Annotated in this window: 17 protein-coding genes; 8 read left to right on the forward strand and 9 right to left on the reverse strand. The window is 28.7% G+C overall.

The genetic code is table 11. From position 1 onward, the window contains the following. The first annotated feature begins 3 nt into the window (after positions 1-3). From OC535_RS05020 to OC535_RS05055, 8 genes are all read left to right on the forward strand, one after another. Positions 4-321 carry a PTS sugar transporter subunit IIB gene (locus tag OC535_RS05020; protein WP_024720541.1) on the forward strand — a complete coding sequence of 106 codons (318 nt, stop codon included), beginning with the start codon at positions 4-6 and terminating at the stop codon, positions 319-321. A 129-nt stretch (positions 322-450) separates the two neighbouring features. Next, positions 451-723, forward strand: coding sequence for an ACT domain-containing protein (locus OC535_RS05025; protein WP_024720542.1), 273 nt, complete (start codon positions 451-453; stop codon positions 721-723). Positions 724-736: 13 nt separating this feature from the next. Beyond that, a complete protein-coding gene (locus OC535_RS05030; RefSeq protein WP_024720543.1) occupies positions 737-2,101 on the forward strand; it encodes a PFL family protein in 1,365 nt (454 codons plus the stop codon). A gap of 47 nt (positions 2,102-2,148) precedes the next feature. Next, positions 2,149-3,381 carry an ATP-binding protein gene (locus tag OC535_RS05035; protein ID WP_024720544.1) on the forward strand — a complete coding sequence of 411 codons (1,233 nt, stop codon included), beginning with the start codon at positions 2,149-2,151 and terminating at the stop codon, positions 3,379-3,381. 8 nt (positions 3,382-3,389) lie between these two features. Continuing rightward, a complete protein-coding gene (locus tag OC535_RS05040; protein WP_498823317.1) occupies positions 3,390-5,117 on the forward strand; it encodes a GNAT family N-acetyltransferase in 1,728 nt (575 codons plus the stop codon). A gap of 61 nt (positions 5,118-5,178) precedes the next feature. Then, positions 5,179-6,600, forward strand: coding sequence for an amidophosphoribosyltransferase (gene purF / locus OC535_RS05045; protein ID WP_498823318.1), 1,422 nt, complete (start codon positions 5,179-5,181; stop codon positions 6,598-6,600). A gap of 237 nt (positions 6,601-6,837) precedes the next feature. Beyond that, positions 6,838-7,350 carry an IS200/IS605 family transposase gene (gene tnpA, locus OC535_RS05050; protein ID WP_024722880.1) on the forward strand — a complete coding sequence of 171 codons (513 nt, stop codon included), beginning with the start codon at positions 6,838-6,840 and terminating at the stop codon, positions 7,348-7,350. A gap of 406 nt (positions 7,351-7,756) precedes the next feature. Next, entirely contained in the window at positions 7,757-8,518 is a 762-nt protein-coding gene (locus tag OC535_RS05055) for a sporulation initiation factor Spo0A C-terminal domain-containing protein (protein ID WP_024720545.1), read from the forward strand. 34 nt (positions 8,519-8,552) lie between these two features. On the opposite strand, the gene OC535_RS05060 is transcribed toward OC535_RS05055, so the two are convergent. The 9 genes from OC535_RS05060 to recN all read right to left on the reverse strand — a co-directional run bounded on the left by OC535_RS05060 (position 8,553) and on the right by recN (position 16,727). Further along, positions 8,553-8,825, reverse strand: a complete 273-nt coding sequence (locus OC535_RS05060) for a hypothetical protein (RefSeq protein WP_024720546.1) — start codon at positions 8,823-8,825, stop codon at positions 8,553-8,555. Positions 8,826-8,836: 11 nt separating this feature from the next. Then, positions 8,837-10,018 carry a phosphopentomutase gene (locus OC535_RS05065; RefSeq protein ID WP_498823319.1) on the reverse strand — a complete coding sequence of 394 codons (1,182 nt, stop codon included), beginning with the start codon at positions 10,016-10,018 and terminating at the stop codon, positions 8,837-8,839. 30 nt (positions 10,019-10,048) lie between these two features. Continuing rightward, positions 10,049-10,957, reverse strand: a complete 909-nt coding sequence (gene xerD, locus OC535_RS05070) for a site-specific tyrosine recombinase XerD (protein WP_498823320.1) — start codon at positions 10,955-10,957, stop codon at positions 10,049-10,051. Positions 10,958-11,024: 67 nt separating this feature from the next. Beyond that, entirely contained in the window at positions 11,025-11,588 is a 564-nt protein-coding gene (locus OC535_RS05075) for a hypothetical protein (RefSeq protein ID WP_498823321.1), read from the reverse strand. A gap of 50 nt (positions 11,589-11,638) precedes the next feature. Further along, positions 11,639-12,838 (reverse strand): DNA polymerase IV, encoded by a 1,200-nt coding sequence (locus OC535_RS05080; protein ID WP_024720550.1) that lies wholly within the window; start codon positions 12,836-12,838, stop codon positions 11,639-11,641. 13 nt (positions 12,839-12,851) lie between these two features. Then, the gene (locus OC535_RS05085) at positions 12,852-13,181 is read right to left on the reverse strand and encodes a branched-chain amino acid transporter permease (RefSeq protein ID WP_034864028.1); all 330 of its coding nucleotides are present in this window, start codon (positions 13,179-13,181) and stop codon (positions 12,852-12,854) included. Then, positions 13,168-13,845, reverse strand: coding sequence for an AzlC family ABC transporter permease (locus tag OC535_RS05090; protein WP_024720552.1), 678 nt, complete (start codon positions 13,843-13,845; stop codon positions 13,168-13,170). The genes OC535_RS05085 and OC535_RS05090 overlap by 14 nt, the downstream gene beginning before the upstream one ends. Positions 13,846-14,019: 174 nt before the next feature. Then, positions 14,020-15,018 carry a SpoIVB peptidase S55 domain-containing protein gene (locus tag OC535_RS05095; protein WP_024720553.1) on the reverse strand — a complete coding sequence of 333 codons (999 nt, stop codon included), beginning with the start codon at positions 15,016-15,018 and terminating at the stop codon, positions 14,020-14,022. Between the two features lie 53 nt (positions 15,019-15,071). Continuing rightward, positions 15,072-16,727: a DNA repair protein RecN gene (recN, locus tag OC535_RS05100; protein ID WP_498823322.1), complete on the reverse strand. Its 1,656-nt coding sequence runs from the start codon at positions 16,725-16,727 to the stop codon at positions 15,072-15,074. Positions 16,728-16,733 lie beyond the last annotated feature (6 nt).

Consider the following 16,733-nt stretch of genomic DNA (forward strand, 5'->3'; position numbering starts at 1 on the left):
ATTATGAAAACAAGAATTATGTTAATATGTGCAGCTGGGATGTCTACTAGCTTATTAGTAACAAAAATGGAAAAAGCTGCTAAAGATGCTGGTGATGATGTTGAGATTTTTGCTTTGCCTTTGAGTGAAGGGGGAAAAATGATAAATACTGTTGATTGTATCTTGCTTGGACCTCAAGTTAGATATGCTAAAAGCGAAGTTGAAAAACTTATTGAAGAAACAGGAAAAGATATACCGCTTGATGTAATTGAAATGAAAGATTATGGAATGATGGACGGTAAAGCTGTTTACGAATTTGCTAAAAAATTACTTAATAAATAGTTTATTACATATTTAAGACTGCTTAGCAGTCTTTTTTAGTAATTAAAGAGTCTAAAAATTATTTAATTTTGCTCTTTTTTGTTGTATACGATTATGCTATAATAACCTAAATAATTAGGAGGTTATGATATGCAAAAGGGGATTATTACAGTTGTAGGTAAAGATCAGGTTGGAATTATAGCTAAAGTATGTACTTATTTAGCTGAGAAACAAGTAAATATTTTAGATATTTCACAAACTATTATTCAAGGGTATTTCAACATGATGATGATTGTGGAATTAAGTTCAATAACTGATGAATTTGGTACTATCTGTGAAGAATTAGATAAATTAGGAATTGAAATTGGTGTTAATATAAAATTACAGCATGAAGATATTTTTAATAAAATGCATCGTATTTAAGGAGAAGTTATAGATGATTAATTTATTTGAAGTAGCAGAAACAAATAAAATGATTGAACAAGAAAATCTTGATGTAAGAACGATTACTTTAGGAATCAGTTTATTAGATTGTATGGATCATGATATTGATGTTTTATGTGAAAATATATATAAAAAAATTACTACTGTAGCAAAAGATTTAGTATCGACTGGAAAACAAATTGAGATGAAGTATGGAATTCCAATCGTAAATAAAAGAATATCTGTAACACCAATTGGTTTTGTTGGTTCTAACGCATGCAAGAGTACTGCTGATTTTGTTAAAATTGCAAAAACATTAGATAAGTGTGCGCATGAAACTGGGGTAAACTTTATTGGTGGTTATAGTGCTATCGTATCTAAAGGAATGACTAAAGCTGAAGAATTATTAATTAGATCTATTCCAGAAGCAATGAAAGTAACTAGTAATGTTTGTAGTTCTGTTAATGTTGGTTCTACGAAGACGGGAATCAATATGGATGCTGTTAAATTAATGGGTGAAATCATTAAAGATACCGCAACACTAACTAAAGAGGACGATTCTATTGGTTGTGCTAAACTAGTTGTTTTATGCAATGCACCTGATGATAATCCATTTATGGCTGGAGCATTTCATGGTGTAAGTGAAGCTGATGCCGTTATTAACGTTGGTGTAAGTGGTCCTGGTGTAGTTAAAACTGCAATTGAAAATGCTAAAGGTAAAGATTTTGGTGAACTATGTGAAATCATTAAGAAAACAGCTTTCAAGATTACTCGGGTCGGACAGTTAGTAGCTTTAGAAGCATCTGAAAGATTAAAGATTCCATTTGGAATTATTGATTTATCATTAGCACCAACTCCAGCAATCGGTGATAGTATTGCTGATTGTCTTGAGGGTATGGGCTTAGACAGTGTTGGGGCTCCAGGAACAACTGCAGCACTTGCAATCTTAAATGATCAAGTAAAAAAAGGAGGCGTTATGGCTTCTTCATATGTTGGTGGATTAAGTGGGGCTTTTATCCCAGTCAGTGAAGACCAGGGAATGATCAATGCTGTCAATAGAGGAGCTTTAACACTTGAAAAATTAGAAGCTATGACATGTGTATGCTCAGTAGGTCTTGATATGATCGCTATTCCTGGAAGTGTTGAAGCAACTACTATTTCTGGAATAATAGCTGATGAAATGGCAATTGGAATGATCAATCAAAAAACAACTGCTGTTAGAATTATTCCCGTGATTGGAAAAGAAGTTGGCGAAGTTGTTGAATTCGGTGGATTGCTAGGTTATGCGCCTATCATGCCAGTAAATAATTTTGGATGTAGTGAATTTATTAATCGTGGGGGAAGAATTCCTGCTCCGATTCACAGTTTTAAAAATTAAAAGACGAATTTTCGTCTTTTTAATTACTTAGAAAGGATAATATAAGTATGAATGATTTAATAATATTTTTCCCATTATACAAAAATGATGATATAAAAGAATGTTTTAAAATATATGATGAGATTATTAAAAATAATAATTTAGAAAATGCTAACTATTTTGTTTCATTACTGATCAAATTAGCTGAAAAGTATAATTTATATGGTGATTTGTTCAACAGTCTATTAACACACTTATTAATTAATAATGAAAATTCATTTACTTTAGCATTAGAAAGAAAAGCCGCTATTGCTGATAATCTAAAAAATATTGTTATCAATGATTTCAAAATTATTTTTGAAATGTTTAATACTGACTTTAGTTCATTGTCGCCTTTACAACAAGATCTTATTACTAACTTTACACCATCAAGACCAGTAATCAATCAAGAATTATTTGAAATCTCAAGATCACTGCAAAATAATTTATCTAATTGTAAAGACGTAGAACAATTTTATAATATTTTAGAAAAATTCTTTTTAACTTATGGTGTTGGAAAATTTGGATTAAATAAAGCATTTCGTTATGAAAATCATCAAATTAGCCCTATAATACATATAGGTAACGGACGTTTGGATCAATTAATAGGATACGAAAGTCAAAAACTAAAACTCACTCAAAACACAGAAGCTTTTTTAGCTGGTAAAAAAGCTAATAATGTTCTACTCTATGGTGATAGTGGAACTGGTAAATCCAGCAGCATTAAAGCACTATTAAACGAATATTATAAAGATGGTCTAAGAATGATTGAAATTTATAAACACCAGTTCAAATATTTACCAAGTATTATCCAAGAACTACAATCACGTAACTATAAATTTGTTCTATTCATGGATGATTTATCATTTGAAGAATTTGAAATAGAATATAAATATCTAAAAGCGGTTATTGAAGGTGGGTTAGAGAAAAAGCCTGATAATATATTGATTTATGCTACTAGCAATCGTCGCCATTTAGTCAAACAAACATGGAGTGATCGTCAAGATCAGGATGAAGTTAATGTAAATGATGCTAAACAGGAAAAAACATCATTAAGTTCAAGATTTGGAATAAAAATATTATATACTCATCCAAATCGTCAAGATTACCTAGAGATCGTAGATGGTTTAGCAAAACAGTATAATCTACAAATGTCTCAAGAAGAATTACATCAAAAAGCTTTAACTTGGGAAATTCGCTATGGTGGATTTTCAGGGAGAACAGCTAAACAATTTATTAATGCAATGTTAGGAAATAAATAGGGAGAAATATGCAAAAATTATTATTAAGTGATTATCAAAAAATCAAACCATATTTAGATGATGCTGATTATGAAGGTTATAATTCAAATTTTGTAACAATGATGATGTGGGATCATGAATATGAAATTTATTATGAAATCAAAGATCATTTTATGATCATGTTACATACTTACATGAATGAAAAGTTTTTTGCTATGCCATTTTGTAAGCCGGAATATTATCATGAAGCGCTTGAATATATGATGAAATATGCAAAAGATCATAACTTTTCTTTTAAAATTGATCTAGCAGTAGAAAAGTCAAAGCAATTGATTCAAGATCTGTATGGAGACAAATTTTTATATCTCCATAATGATGATTTTGATGATTATATTTATAGTAAAGCATCATTAGAAACACTTTCAGGTAAAAAAATGCAAAAAAGACGTAATCATTTTAATGCTTTTCTTAAAGAGAATCCTAATTATGTTTATAAAGAGATTGAAGATGAAGATATTGATAATGTACTTCAATGTTTAAAAAAATGGGATTTTTCAAAGCATATTGAGGAAAGTGTTATTTCAGAATATATTGGAATCGTATATTTATTAGTTCATCGTCATGAATTGAATATTAAAACCGGATGTATCTATATTGATAATAAATTAGAAGCTTTTATTATTGCTTCACCACTAAAACATAATACTATTCAAATCCATGTCGAAAAAGCTAACAAAGATATTCGCGGACTCTATGTAGCAATAGGTAAATTTTTCTTAGAAAAAAACTACGAGGGATATGAATTTGTAAATCGTGAAGAAGATATGGGCTTAGAGTCACTACGAAAAGCAAAGCAAATGCTGCATCCTATCAAAATGATAAAAAAATATACTATCGTTTTGAATGAACAATCAATCGTTCAAGCTGATGATAATGATTTATATGGTATTATTGATCTATGGCGCAATAGTTTTAAAGATGAGGATGAAATGTCTACAAATTTCTATTTTATAAATCGCTATCAAAAAGAAAATACTTATCTTTTAAAAAATGATCATCATATTGCTTCCATGTTACAAATTGTCCCTTATACTATTCTTTTAGACAATAAAGAAGAACCAGTGTATTTTGTTTTGGGAGTAGCTACTGATAAAAACTATCAAAGGCAGGGGATGATGAAAAAACTGATGAATCATGTTTTAGGATTGCCTAAATATCAAAATGCTAAAATAATGCTGCAGGCATATCATCCTGAATTATATTATCAATTTGGATTTAATGAAGATTATTTTCATAAAATCACAAAAGTTGATATTCAATCATATTCGGCCCCATCTAAACTTAGAGTAATTGAAAATTACAACTATAATAAGCTAGTGAATTTATATAATTGTTTTTGTGAAAATTTTAATGGATATCGTAAAAGAGATATCGAATATTACAATAATTATTTAATTCCACGCTGCATGGCTTTTAAAGAAGAGATTAAAGTATTTTATCATGATATCAAAGCAGTGGGATATGTTATCTACAGTGAAGATGCAACAACAATTAAAATTTCTGAAATCATATATTTGAATCAAAACGAATTAAATGAAATACTTAATTATTTTGGAAATTTTAATAAAGAAATAATTATTGAAAGTGATTTACAGGCTAAAATCAATGGTGAATGTACATTTATTTGTACAATGTTAACAAATTTCTTAAAAAATAATTGTCAAGATAATAATTTTTATATAAATGAGTGCTTATAAATATTGACTATACCTTTAATGCATTATAAAATGTAATGGAATTCAAGGAGGTCAGCAATAAATGTTTTTACAAGATCGACAATTGCATGAAGAATGTGGTGTTTTTGCAGTGTGTGGCTATGAACATGCTGCAGCAATGTGCTACTATGGCTTACACAGTTTACAACATCGTGGACAAGAAGCAGCCGGAATTGTAGTAAAGGATAAAGAAGCTTTATCGATCCAAAAAGGTGAAGGTTTGGTTTCTGAAGTTTTTGATCAAGAAAAAATTAATAAGATGAAAGGTGATTATGCAATCGGACATGTTCGCTATTCTACTGCTGGAGGTGGTGGAATTGCTAATGTCCAGCCATTATTATTTAGAACTTTAAATGGTTCTTTGGGAATTGCTCATAATGGTAATATTGTTAATGCTAATGTTTTAAAGGCTGAATTAGAAAAAAAGGGGAGTATTTTCTCTAGTACATCAGATACTGAAATCTTGGGTCATTTGATTATGCGTGAAGAAGGGCATATGATCGACCGTATCTGTAAATCATTAAATCGTTTAGATGGTGCTTTTGCATTTTTGATTTTAATTGAAAACGCTCTTTATGTTGCTCGTGATAAATATGGATTAAGACCATTATCTATTGGTCAATTACCTAATGGTGCTTATATTTTTTCATCGGAAACATGTGCTTTTGAAGTTGTTGGAGCTAAATTTGTTCGTGATTTAGAGCCTGGTGAAATTGTTAGAGTGAAAAATAACGAGTTAAAATCTAAATTATATACTGAAGATGTAACAGATAAAATATGTGCGATGGAATATATTTATTTTTCACGTCCTGATAGTAATTTAGATGGTATCAATGTACATACAACAAGAAAATTAGCTGGTAAACAATTATATAAAGAAGCTCCTGTAGATGCTGATTTAGTAATTGGAGTTCCTGATTCTTCAATATCTGCTGCTATTGGTTATTCTGAAGCTTCAGGTATTCCTTATGAAATGGGTTTAATAAAAAATAAATATGTAGGAAGAACTTTTATCCAGCCAACTCAAGAAATGCGAGAACAGGGAGTAAGAATGAAACTTTCTGCTGTTTCATCAATTGTATGTGGTAAAAGAGTAATCATGATCGATGACTCAATTGTTCGTGGGACTACTTCAAAACGCATTGTCCGTTTATTAAAAGAAGCTGGTGCTAAAGAAGTTCATGTAAGAATTGCTTCACCAGCAATTAAATGGCCATGTTTTTATGGTGTTGATATGTCAACTATGGATGAATTGATTTCTAATAAATTATCAGTTGAAGAATTATGTACGTATATTGAAGCTGATTCACTGGCTTTTATTAGTGAAGAAGGAATTGACAAATCAATTCATTATAATAAAGAAAAACATAAATGTGGTTTATGTCTAGCTTGTTTTAATGGAGATTATGTTACTAAATTATATGATTCATTTGAAACTGATAAGATAAAAAAAGGAAAGCTATAGTTTTTATACTTAATACTTAGTTAAAAGGATTGGATAGATAATATCCAATCCTTTTATTTTAATATTCATACTTGTATGAATATATAGACTTAAGTCAGTTGAGCATACGAAGTATGCGAAATAAAAAACCACCTGCTATGCGGGTGGAGCGATAAAAAAGTTATACAAATATTCACCTTTCCGATATATATTAAAGTTGTTCAAGCTATCATATATGAAAGGAAAGGTGATAGAAGTATGGCTCAAAAAGCAAATTCATTGGCACATACAAAGTGGATGTGTAAATATCACATCGTCTTCACACCCAAGTATAGACGAAAAGTGATTTATAATCAACTAAGAAAAGATATAGGTGAAATTTTAAGGACGCTATGCAGATATAAAGGAGTGGAAATAATCGAAGGGCACTTAATGTCTGATCATGTACATATGTTAGTAATGATTCCACCAAAGGAAAGTGTATCAAAGTTCATGGGATATTTGAAAGGAAAATCAGCATTAATGATTTTCGATAGACATGCGAATTTAAAATATAAATATGGGAATAGACATTTCTGGGCAGAAGGATATTATGTGAGTACAGTAGGATTGAATGATGCAACAGTCGCAAAGTATATAAGGGAACAGGAACGACATGATATTGCGATGGACAAATTGAGTGTGAAGGAATACCAAAATCCATTCGAGGATAAGGAAATAGAGGAAGAAAAGAAAAAACAAGAAGTTAAGAAGAAAAAAGTAAAAAAATGAAAATAATCCCTTTGAGGGATAGCGAGAGTCAAAAGCAATAGCTTGAGCGAAGTGAAAGCAGCGCCTTGAGACGCGAGCAAGTAACAAAGGCTTATAGCCTCAGAGAAAACCACGTCTTTTAGGCGTGGTTTTTATTTTCCATCTTAAATAAATAATATATTTAACTTCGCATAATGAATATTATGTAAATTTTATTAAAATAAATCTAGTATTTAATAGTTTATTGCTTTCGTTATTATTCGCCAAAAACCTTTATATAATAACACTTTATGGCGAATTATTTATTATAATCATTAAATATGCTTTATAATTTAATAAATTTATTATCAAATTATAAAGCGTATCTTTTAATTACACTTATGTAACAATATAATTGTTTTTGTCGATCGATGAAAGGAGTTAAACTATGAAAAAAGACACAATATATATTTTAGAAGAAGATATAAGATTAGCATCTATCTTAACTGCAAAACTGTTATCAACAAATAAATATCATATTTTAGAAGTTAGTAATAATGCTTTAAATTGTATTAGTTATTTATCACATAATAGTTGTGATCTATTAATAATTGACTTGATGCTTTCTAAAATTGATGGTATAAGTGTTTTACAAAAATTAAAGCAATTAAATGAAACAGCATATAAAAAAGTAATTTGTATGACAAGTTTTAATAATCCAATTATATCTAAATTATTAAATGATTTAGAGGTCACATATTGTATAAAATCACCTATAGACATTGATTCTTTTCTTTCAACTATTGATTCAATTATAAATGTAGATGATAAAATAATTAACCTTTCTAAAACTTCTAAAAAATACGAAATGATTAAATTAGAAAATGAAATTAGTATAATTCTAAAAAAGACAGGTATTTCTGTTAATCTTAATGGTTACATGTATTTAAGAACAGCTATTATCTTAGTATATAATGATATTGAATATTTTACTCAGATAACAAAAAAACTATATCCCGATATTGCTCGCCAGTACAGCACAACAGCTTCAAGAGTTGAAAAGTCTATCCGTCATGCCATTAAGACTGCCTGGAATCAAGATGATGGTAAAAAAATTAATGATATCTTGAAAAGAAGAAATCTATTTAAACCTACTAATTCCGAGTTCATTGCTTTAATTGCTGATAATCTTAGAATAAAAAAGGCTTAAATGAAAGAATATAAAAAGAAGTTAAAAACTTCTTTTATAATGCTAAATTATTAATAAATGCTGCTGTATTAATAATAATAAAAACAAAACCAACAATAAATAAATAAAGATATAATTTTATTTGTTTATTGTTTTTATAGTTATTAAACAATGCCAGCATTGCACAAATAATCAATATCATTGCAATAATATAAAAGGTAATAATACTGATAGATGCTTTAGTTAAAAGTCCGGCTGCAAAGATAAATGTTCCGACTGCATAGGCTAAAATTGAAGTGATTATTAAACGTTTACTATTTTCTTCCATAAAAATCTCCATTATATTATTTTATTTAAAATTGAAATACCGATCGCTGGTAAAGGAACTTCAAAATTATCAGCAATAGTTGCACCAATAACTGCAAAAGAATCCATTTCTTCTAATTGACGTGGTTTTAATAATTCTTTTGAATAAATTATTAACGGCACTTGTTCACGGGTATGATCAGTTCCCTGATACGTTGGATCATTTCCATGATCAGCACTTATCATCAATAAATCATCATGATGCAAATATTTCATCAATTCTTCTAATTGTATATCAAATTCTTTAATAGCTTTACCATATCCTTCAGGATTACGGCGATGACCGTAAACAGCATCAAAATCAACTAAATTGACAAAACATAAACCCGTAAAATCTGTTTTAGCTAATTCAATCGTTTTTGCCATGCCATCATAATTACTTTCTGTTTTTACTTTTTTACTAATTCCCTGATTATCAAAAATATCTGCTATTTTACCAACACCAATCACGTCATAATTATTTTCTTTTAAATTATCTAAAACAGTTTTGCTAGAGGGTGCTAAAGCTAGATCATGGCGGTTAGCGGTACGCTTAAACTCCCCTGCTTTTTTACCTATGTATGGTCTTGCAATTATCCTTCCAACTTTCCAGCGTTCATTCATTGCTAATTCACGAGCAATCTGACAAGCTTCGTACAACTCTTCTAGAGGTATGATTTCCTCATTAGCGGCTATTTGAAAGACCGAATCAGCTGAAGTATAAACGATCCAATCTCCTGTTTTGATTTGATGTTCACCATATTCATCGAGTATAGCTGTACCACTGGCTGCTTTATTACCGACGCATTTACGCCCTGTTTTTTCTTCAAATAACTGAATAAATTCGTCTGGAAAGCCAGTTTCTGTAAAAGTAACAAAAGGCTTTTCTGTCTTTAATCCCATTATTTCCCAATGTCCTGTCATAGTATCTTTACCGTTAGAAATTTCATTTAATGGTAAAGTATAGCCAAGCTGTAGTCTTAAAGGGTTGATTCCTTTAAAATCACCTAGATTACCTAAGCCCAAACCTTCTAAATTTGGTAAATCTAGACCATTGCAATAATCACAAATATGTTTTAAAGTGTTAGCTCCTTGATCATTAAAAGCAAAAGCATCTTTTGCATTACCTATTCCTAGAGAATCACATATAATTAAAAAAATTCGTTTATATTTCATTTTTCCTCCATTTCCAGCATGATTCATGTATTATTTATCTATATCCTTTTTTATTCGTGGATGAAATTGCTGATATTCTTTTTTTATTTTTTGATTTGATATATGAGTGTATATTGTTGTCGTGCTTATATCACTATGTCCTAGCAGTTCTTGAATCGAACGTAAATCAGCCCCATTTTCTAAAAGATGAGTAGCAAAGCTATGACGAATTGTATGTGGAGATACTTTTTTGTTTACTGATGTCTGTCTAATAATTTGTTTTAAAATAATATAAAACTCTTCGCGACTCATTTTATTACCATGATTATTAAAAAATAATAATGAAGATTCTTTTTTGATAAATTCTTCCCGATAATTATTTAAATAATCACCCAATATTTTTTTTGCAACTGCACCAATAGGAACAATTCTTTCTTTATTCCCTTTTCCAATTACTTTTATATAACCCATATAAATATTTACAGAACTAACATTCAAATTAATTAATTCAGATACTCTTAATCCTGTAGCATACATCAGTTCCAACATGCAGCGATTACGCGAACTCAAATGATCTTCAATAACGATACTATCTAAAATTTCCTGCATTTCTTGTTCACTTAAAACAACAGGTAATTTTTTATCGATTTTTGGTAAATCAAAATCATTCATAATATTAACATCTATGAGCTTATCTTTCACTAAAAAAGCAAAAAACATTCTTAAAGAAACTAAATTTCTCGTTATACTTGTAGAACTGTTTATTTTTGATAATTCTTTTAAATAAAGGCGAATATGTTCTTTAGAAATATTTTCTATTTCAAATATTTGATGAATATCATTTAAATAGATAAAAAATTTATTTAAATCATTTAAATATGCTAAGATAGTATTTTTACTTAACCCCTTTTCAACGATCAAATACTGTCGGTATTCATTTAGACTATCTTTTAATTTCATCAATCTCCACCTCTTATATGACTAATTATATCATGATTAAAATTAAATTTTCCATTGATTTGCTAACTTAAAGTGCATAAACTTTAAAAGCCATTGACAAAGTTACAATGATCAAAATTACAATAACATAATCTAAAATATAATTTATTATCTTTCGGCTATTGAACACTTCTCTAGTAATAAATGTAATCGTAAAACAATTTAATGATAACCTAAGTGAAATTATTGATATTATATAAGTTAATAATAATTCAATAAACAATTGTGGTATATATCCTAAAAAAAACATACTAATACTAAAGTCATTTAAAGTAAAATAAAAAATGGTTGCGATCGTAAATTGCATTCCTTTAGTAAAAATAATAAAACTATTAAAAAACATTCCTAAAAAACTCGTTGAAATAAACAAAGATAAAAATATGTATATACCAGTAATTGTCATATATATATTATAATTATTAGTTACTTCATTATCTTTATAAAAAAATAAATATTTGCAAAAATCAATTAGATTTTCACTACCATAAAAATAATAAATAGTTCCAAAAATAATCCCGCAGCTTAATAAAACAACTGAAAAAAGATTAATTAATACTTTTTCATTTTTAAAAATTTTATTTATAATGCCCATAAGTAGTCCTCCGTTTATATAACTTATGAGCAAGATAAATAATTATTCATTTATTTTAAATATTTCTTTTGAATACCTTTATTAGAAACAGCTGATGCCTTAGTTACGATCGGTTTATCAAACTTATTATTAATATTTTCTATAATCGTTTCTAACGCTTCCTTATCACCTTCATTTTTAGAAGTATCAAAAATACTCAGCTGCTCTTTATAATCCTTTTTATTGATAGTATTATTTAAACTAATGCCTAATAAACGTACTGGTCGACCATCATAATGGGCATCAAAAAGCATCTTAGCAGTAGAAAGAATAGTTTCATAATCATTTACATATGAATTGATAGCTGTTTGGCGATTAACACTTTCAAAACGAGTATATTTTATTGTGATCGATATCGAATTAGAAATAAGATTTCTTTTTATTGCTCTTATAGAGACTTGTTTAGCTAATTTTTTTAAAGTATCCCTCAATACGACCTCATCTAAAGTATCATGGGGTAATGTAGTAGAATTACCTACAGATTTTAATTCGTTTTGTTTAGCATCAACTGTGCGAATATCGATTCCGTTGGCTTTACGATATAATAGTAAAGCATTTTTACCAACGATTTGACGCAATTTATTATAATTATCATAATTAGCAATATCACCGATTGTATTGATTCCAACTTCTTTTAAACGAGGTGTAGTTTTTTTTCCAATTCCAAACATATCCTTAATATCTAAAGGCCACATTAATTCTTTGATATTTGATCGTGTTAAAATCGTAATACCCATTGGTTTTTTCATATCACTAGCCATTTTTGCTAAAAATTTGTTTGGCGAAATGCCAATCGAACATTTAAGATTTAGCTCGTTATAAACTTTATCTTGGATTTCTTTTGCTAACTGCATCGGATGACAATTTCTACTTTGAATAATTTTAGTAACATCAACATAACATTCATCGATACTAGCAACCTCTAAAATATCACTATATGATGCTATTATATTAAAAAAATCATTAGATAAGCGATGATACAATTCAAAATCTGCTGGTAAAACAATCAGATTTTTACATTTTTGATAAGCCTGAAATAGCGGCATCGCAGAATGGATTCCAAACTTGCGAGCTTCATAGGAAGCAGTAGTAATAATACTTCGTTTTGATTTTCCCGAAATAACAAGTGGTTTCCCCTCAAGTTTGGGATTTCTTGATATTTCGGCACTTGCATAAAATGCATTTAAATCAATATGAAAGATTATTTGCATTACACAACCCCTCCTAAATAAAAATCATCTGGACACAAATCATATAACTGATAGTCCCTATGATAATCGATAATAATGTATTATTTTTTAATAAGTGCACTACAATAATAATCGAAATTGCGATTATTTCTGGTAAGCCATGATTTGAATCAAAAAAATTTATATCTTTTAAACAATATACAACTAGCATGGCCATAACGGAATATGGTAATACTTTACCTAAATAATCAATCAAAGCCGGTTTTTTACTTGGATCATTAAAAATAATAAAAGGTAAAGCTCTTGTCAAAATAGTGCCTAGAGCCACAACTATTATTATCATTATATCTCTATTCATATTCATTTTCTAAATCCTTTCTTTTAAACATTAAAGCCCCAATAATTCCAATTAAAGATACGATTACAAAATTATCACTACCAAATATAAGCAAAGAAACAATACTTACAATAAAACCTATTTTTGTTGCTAGATGATTTTGACTGTTTTTTATTTGATCTATTACAATTACTATAAATAATGCTGTCATTGAAAACTCTAATCCCCTACTATCAAAAGTAATAATATTTGAAATGGTAGCCCCAATCAGTGACCCGATGATCCAATAGCACTGATCAAAAAGACTAATAAAAAAACTAACATATTTATTTTGCTGATCATCTTTGATTAAAAGTGAAAAAGTCTCATCAGTTAATGAAAAAATCATATATGGCTTTAAAACTTTCATTTTTTCAAATCTATTTAACATTGATAAACCATAGACAATATGTCTAGCATTTACTACTAATGTCATGATAAAGGCATTTAAAAGTGAACTTTTAGCTGTTAATAGAGAAATTGTTACAAACTGCATACTGCCAGCATAGATAAAAAAACTCATAATTAAAGCATAATAAATAGGATAGTCCTTACTTACAAGCAAAGCGCCAAAGGCAAAACCTAATACAAGATATCCCATCATTACCGGAATAGATTCCTTAAAGGCTTCTTTCAATATTTTAAAATTCATATAAATCCTCCAATGACACTATTATACTAAAAAAGTTTATTTATGAAAAGTAAGGTTAAAAAAGATAAATAATAGTCATTTAAAATAAAACCAGGAGCAGAAACTTTTAAGTCTCATCCTCCTGGTATATTTTTGTCATCTAAACTAATGACTTTGGCCCTTAAGGCACCATTGTTATCTTTGTTTTTCCATTTCCAACATCCATTCTATATACAAACCAAAACCTGTCATCGGATTATTTCCAGATACGTGCGTTACACAACCAATGATCTTATCATCTTGAATAATTGGTGAGCCGCTCATTCCTTGAATTATACCATTAGCTTTATCAATAACATTTTGATCTGTTACTTTAAACTCAATTCCTTTTTCTTTAACTGAATCTTGATCATTTAACTTAGTAATTTCAATTTCACATTTTTGGATTTCCTGACCATTTAAAACAGTTAAAAAATATGCTTTTCCTAATTTGATTTCATCTTTGCTGGCTGTATCCATTGCTTTTCTGTTAGAAATATCGTAATTATAAGTTCCATAAATACCAAATTGATTATGGCTGTTTATACTACCTATTTCAATATTAGAAATATCAGCAATTTTATTACCAGAGCTGTTAGGAGAAGCTTTTTTAATTCCCGTGACACTACTTTCATAAATATTACCAGATTGCAGTAAACTATTGGTATTTAATTTAGTATCACTCATTGCATGTCCTAATGCGCCAAAGGTATTATCGGCGGGATTATAAAACGTTAAAGTTCCCACACCAGAAATAGCATCTTTTACATATAATCCAGTTGTAAATTCCTGATTTTCTAAAAAAACCTGGAGATTACGATGAAGTCTTTCTTTATCTCTGATAATAGTTAAATCGTAATTACTTTTTTCACTACCACCAGTTTTAATAAATTCACTTAATTCTTCAATCGTAGTTACTTTTTGTCCATCTATTTCAACAATTATATCTCCGACTTTAAAATCTTCTGCTAAAGGGTCATAAGTTGTATCAGCAGTTTTAATTTTATATCCACCAGTTATTACAACGCCCTGATAATTTAATTCAATTCCAATTGAATCACCACCAGGAATCAATGATATTGCATATAAAGCAATGGGATTAATTGTAATGGCTAAAATAACAATTAAGGAAAGTATTAGCTTTTTAAAAAGCATAGAAACCTCCTTGTAACAAATGTTACAATCTAGTTTGGTCTCTATGCTAATAATTATTCACTACATGCTTTTAATTTTTTTGCATGCTCGATTGATTCTTTAGAAATATCTTTTCCAGAAATTAATTTAGCAATTTCATTAATACTTTGATTTTCGTCTAATTTAGAAATCTTAACCTCAGTATTATTATTAGTAGTAGTTTTTTCAATCAAATAATGATTTTTAGCAAATGCAGCTACCTGAGCTAAATGGGTTATACATAAAACCTGATGATTTTTAGCAATTAGTTGCATTTTAGCACCAATGCTTTCAGCTACTTTACCACTTACACCAGTATCAGCTTCATCAAATATAATTGTTTCAATAGTACTAGTTGCTAAAGAAAGAGTCTTTATTGCCAGCATGATTCTTGACATTTCACCACCAGAAGCAACTTTGTTTAATGGTTTTAAAGATTGACCAAGGTTAGTTGCAATCAAAAAAGTTATCTCGTCCTGGCCATCTTTTTGCAGTTCTTTTTTTCCAAAATCAACTTTAAAAATTACTTTATCAAGATATAAAGATTTTAATTGAACCATTACCTGTTCAGTGAAGTCTAAAGCCTTTTGTTTACGTAATGTCGTGATCTTGTTAGCATATTCAGTTGCTTTGTTAAAAGTGGTATCTAATTGATTTTTTAATTCATTTAAGTATATCTCTCGATTAGTAAAAGCTTCTATTTTATTTTCCAGCTCTTTTTTAGCTTCAATAATCGCTTCAAGAGATTGGCCATATTTACGTTTTAAACGATTTAGCTTAAATAGAGTATCTTGTATTTCATTTAAACGATATTCATCAAAATCATTACTGTTAAATTCATCTTGTACCTCTTCATCAAGATCAATCAAATTATAATATAAATCATACATCTTTTCATAAATAGCTTGATAAGCAGGCTGTTCACTAAGCGTTTCTAATTCATTTATAGCACTATTTAAAAGTGCTAATACACCTTGACTACCACTGATATAATGGCGATAATTAGTGATTTTTTCATTAGTTTTTTCATAATTTAGTAATGCTTTTTTTTCTTGTTCTAACTCTTCTTCATCGATTGCTGATAGATCAATACTATTAATTTCGTCTAGCTGACTTTGATAAAATTCTAACTGCTCATCACTTAGTTCTTCTTCAATTGTTTTTTGGTAAAGTTTTTTTGTTTCTTTATATTCTTGGTAAACATCTAAATACTGGTTTTTTAAAACTGTTAGAGAGTTGCCAATATAATTGTCTAAAATATTTATATGATTATTAGGATCAAATAAACTATGTGTTTCAAATTGAGAATGAATATCAATTAATTCACTCATAATAGATTGTAAAACCATTTTTGAAACATTTCGATAATTTATTTTAATAACTGTTTTATTATCACGATTAAAAGATTTTGATACTACTAGTTTATCATCAAATTCAATTCGATATTCCTTCAATTTATTTAAAACTGAAGAATTATCTTTAATCGTAAAAATTCCTTCGATAAATGACTCATTACAGCCGCTTTTTATAAAGCTGGTTTGGCTGCGATTACCCATCAATTGACCAATTGCATCAATAATAATCGATTTACCAGCACCAGTTTCACCAGTTAAAACCGTCATCTGATCATGAAAAGATACTTCCAAACGATCAATGATTGCAAAATTTTCAATATAGATACTCTCTAACATTTTTTC

This window comes from Clostridium sp. Marseille-Q5894 (assembly GCF_946902305.1).
Taxonomy (GTDB): Bacteria; Bacillota_I; Bacilli_A; order Erysipelotrichales; family Coprobacillaceae; genus Thomasclavelia.

Bases quoted from the DNA above. Each gene is read 5' to 3' on its own strand.
- OC535_RS05075 (WP_498823321.1), bottom strand. From the start codon at position 11,588: ATGGGCATTATAAATAAAATTTTTAAAAATGAAAAAGTATTAATTAAT.
- tnpA (WP_024722880.1), top strand. From the start codon at position 6,838: ATGGCTCAAAAAGCAAATTCATTGGCACATACAAAGTGGATGTGTAAA.
- recN (WP_498823322.1), bottom strand. From the start codon at position 16,727: ATGTTAGAGAGTATCTATATTGAAAATTTTGCAATCATTGATCGTTTG.
- OC535_RS05065 (WP_498823319.1), bottom strand. From the start codon at position 10,018: ATGAAATATAAACGAATTTTTTTAATTATATGTGATTCTCTAGGAATA.
- OC535_RS05035 (WP_024720544.1), top strand. From the start codon at position 2,149: ATGAATGATTTAATAATATTTTTCCCATTATACAAAAATGATGATATA.
- OC535_RS05095 (WP_024720553.1), bottom strand. From the start codon at position 15,018: ATGCTTTTTAAAAAGCTAATACTTTCCTTAATTGTTATTTTAGCCATT.
- purF (WP_498823318.1), top strand. From the start codon at position 5,179: ATGTTTTTACAAGATCGACAATTGCATGAAGAATGTGGTGTTTTTGCA.
- OC535_RS05085 (WP_034864028.1), bottom strand. From the start codon at position 13,181: ATGAATATGAATAGAGATATAATGATAATAATAGTTGTGGCTCTAGGC.
- OC535_RS05040 (WP_498823317.1), top strand. From the start codon at position 3,390: ATGCAAAAATTATTATTAAGTGATTATCAAAAAATCAAACCATATTTA.
- OC535_RS05055 (WP_024720545.1), top strand. From the start codon at position 7,757: ATGAAAAAAGACACAATATATATTTTAGAAGAAGATATAAGATTAGCA.
- OC535_RS05020 (WP_024720541.1), top strand. From the start codon at position 4: ATGAAAACAAGAATTATGTTAATATGTGCAGCTGGGATGTCTACTAGC.
- OC535_RS05025 (WP_024720542.1), top strand. From the start codon at position 451: ATGCAAAAGGGGATTATTACAGTTGTAGGTAAAGATCAGGTTGGAATT.
- OC535_RS05080 (WP_024720550.1), bottom strand. From the start codon at position 12,838: ATGCAAATAATCTTTCATATTGATTTAAATGCATTTTATGCAAGTGCC.
- xerD (WP_498823320.1), bottom strand. From the start codon at position 10,957: ATGAAATTAAAAGATAGTCTAAATGAATACCGACAGTATTTGATCGTT.
- OC535_RS05090 (WP_024720552.1), bottom strand. From the start codon at position 13,845: ATGAATTTTAAAATATTGAAAGAAGCCTTTAAGGAATCTATTCCGGTA.
- OC535_RS05030 (WP_024720543.1), top strand. From the start codon at position 737: ATGATTAATTTATTTGAAGTAGCAGAAACAAATAAAATGATTGAACAA.
- OC535_RS05060 (WP_024720546.1), bottom strand. From the start codon at position 8,825: ATGGAAGAAAATAGTAAACGTTTAATAATCACTTCAATTTTAGCCTAT.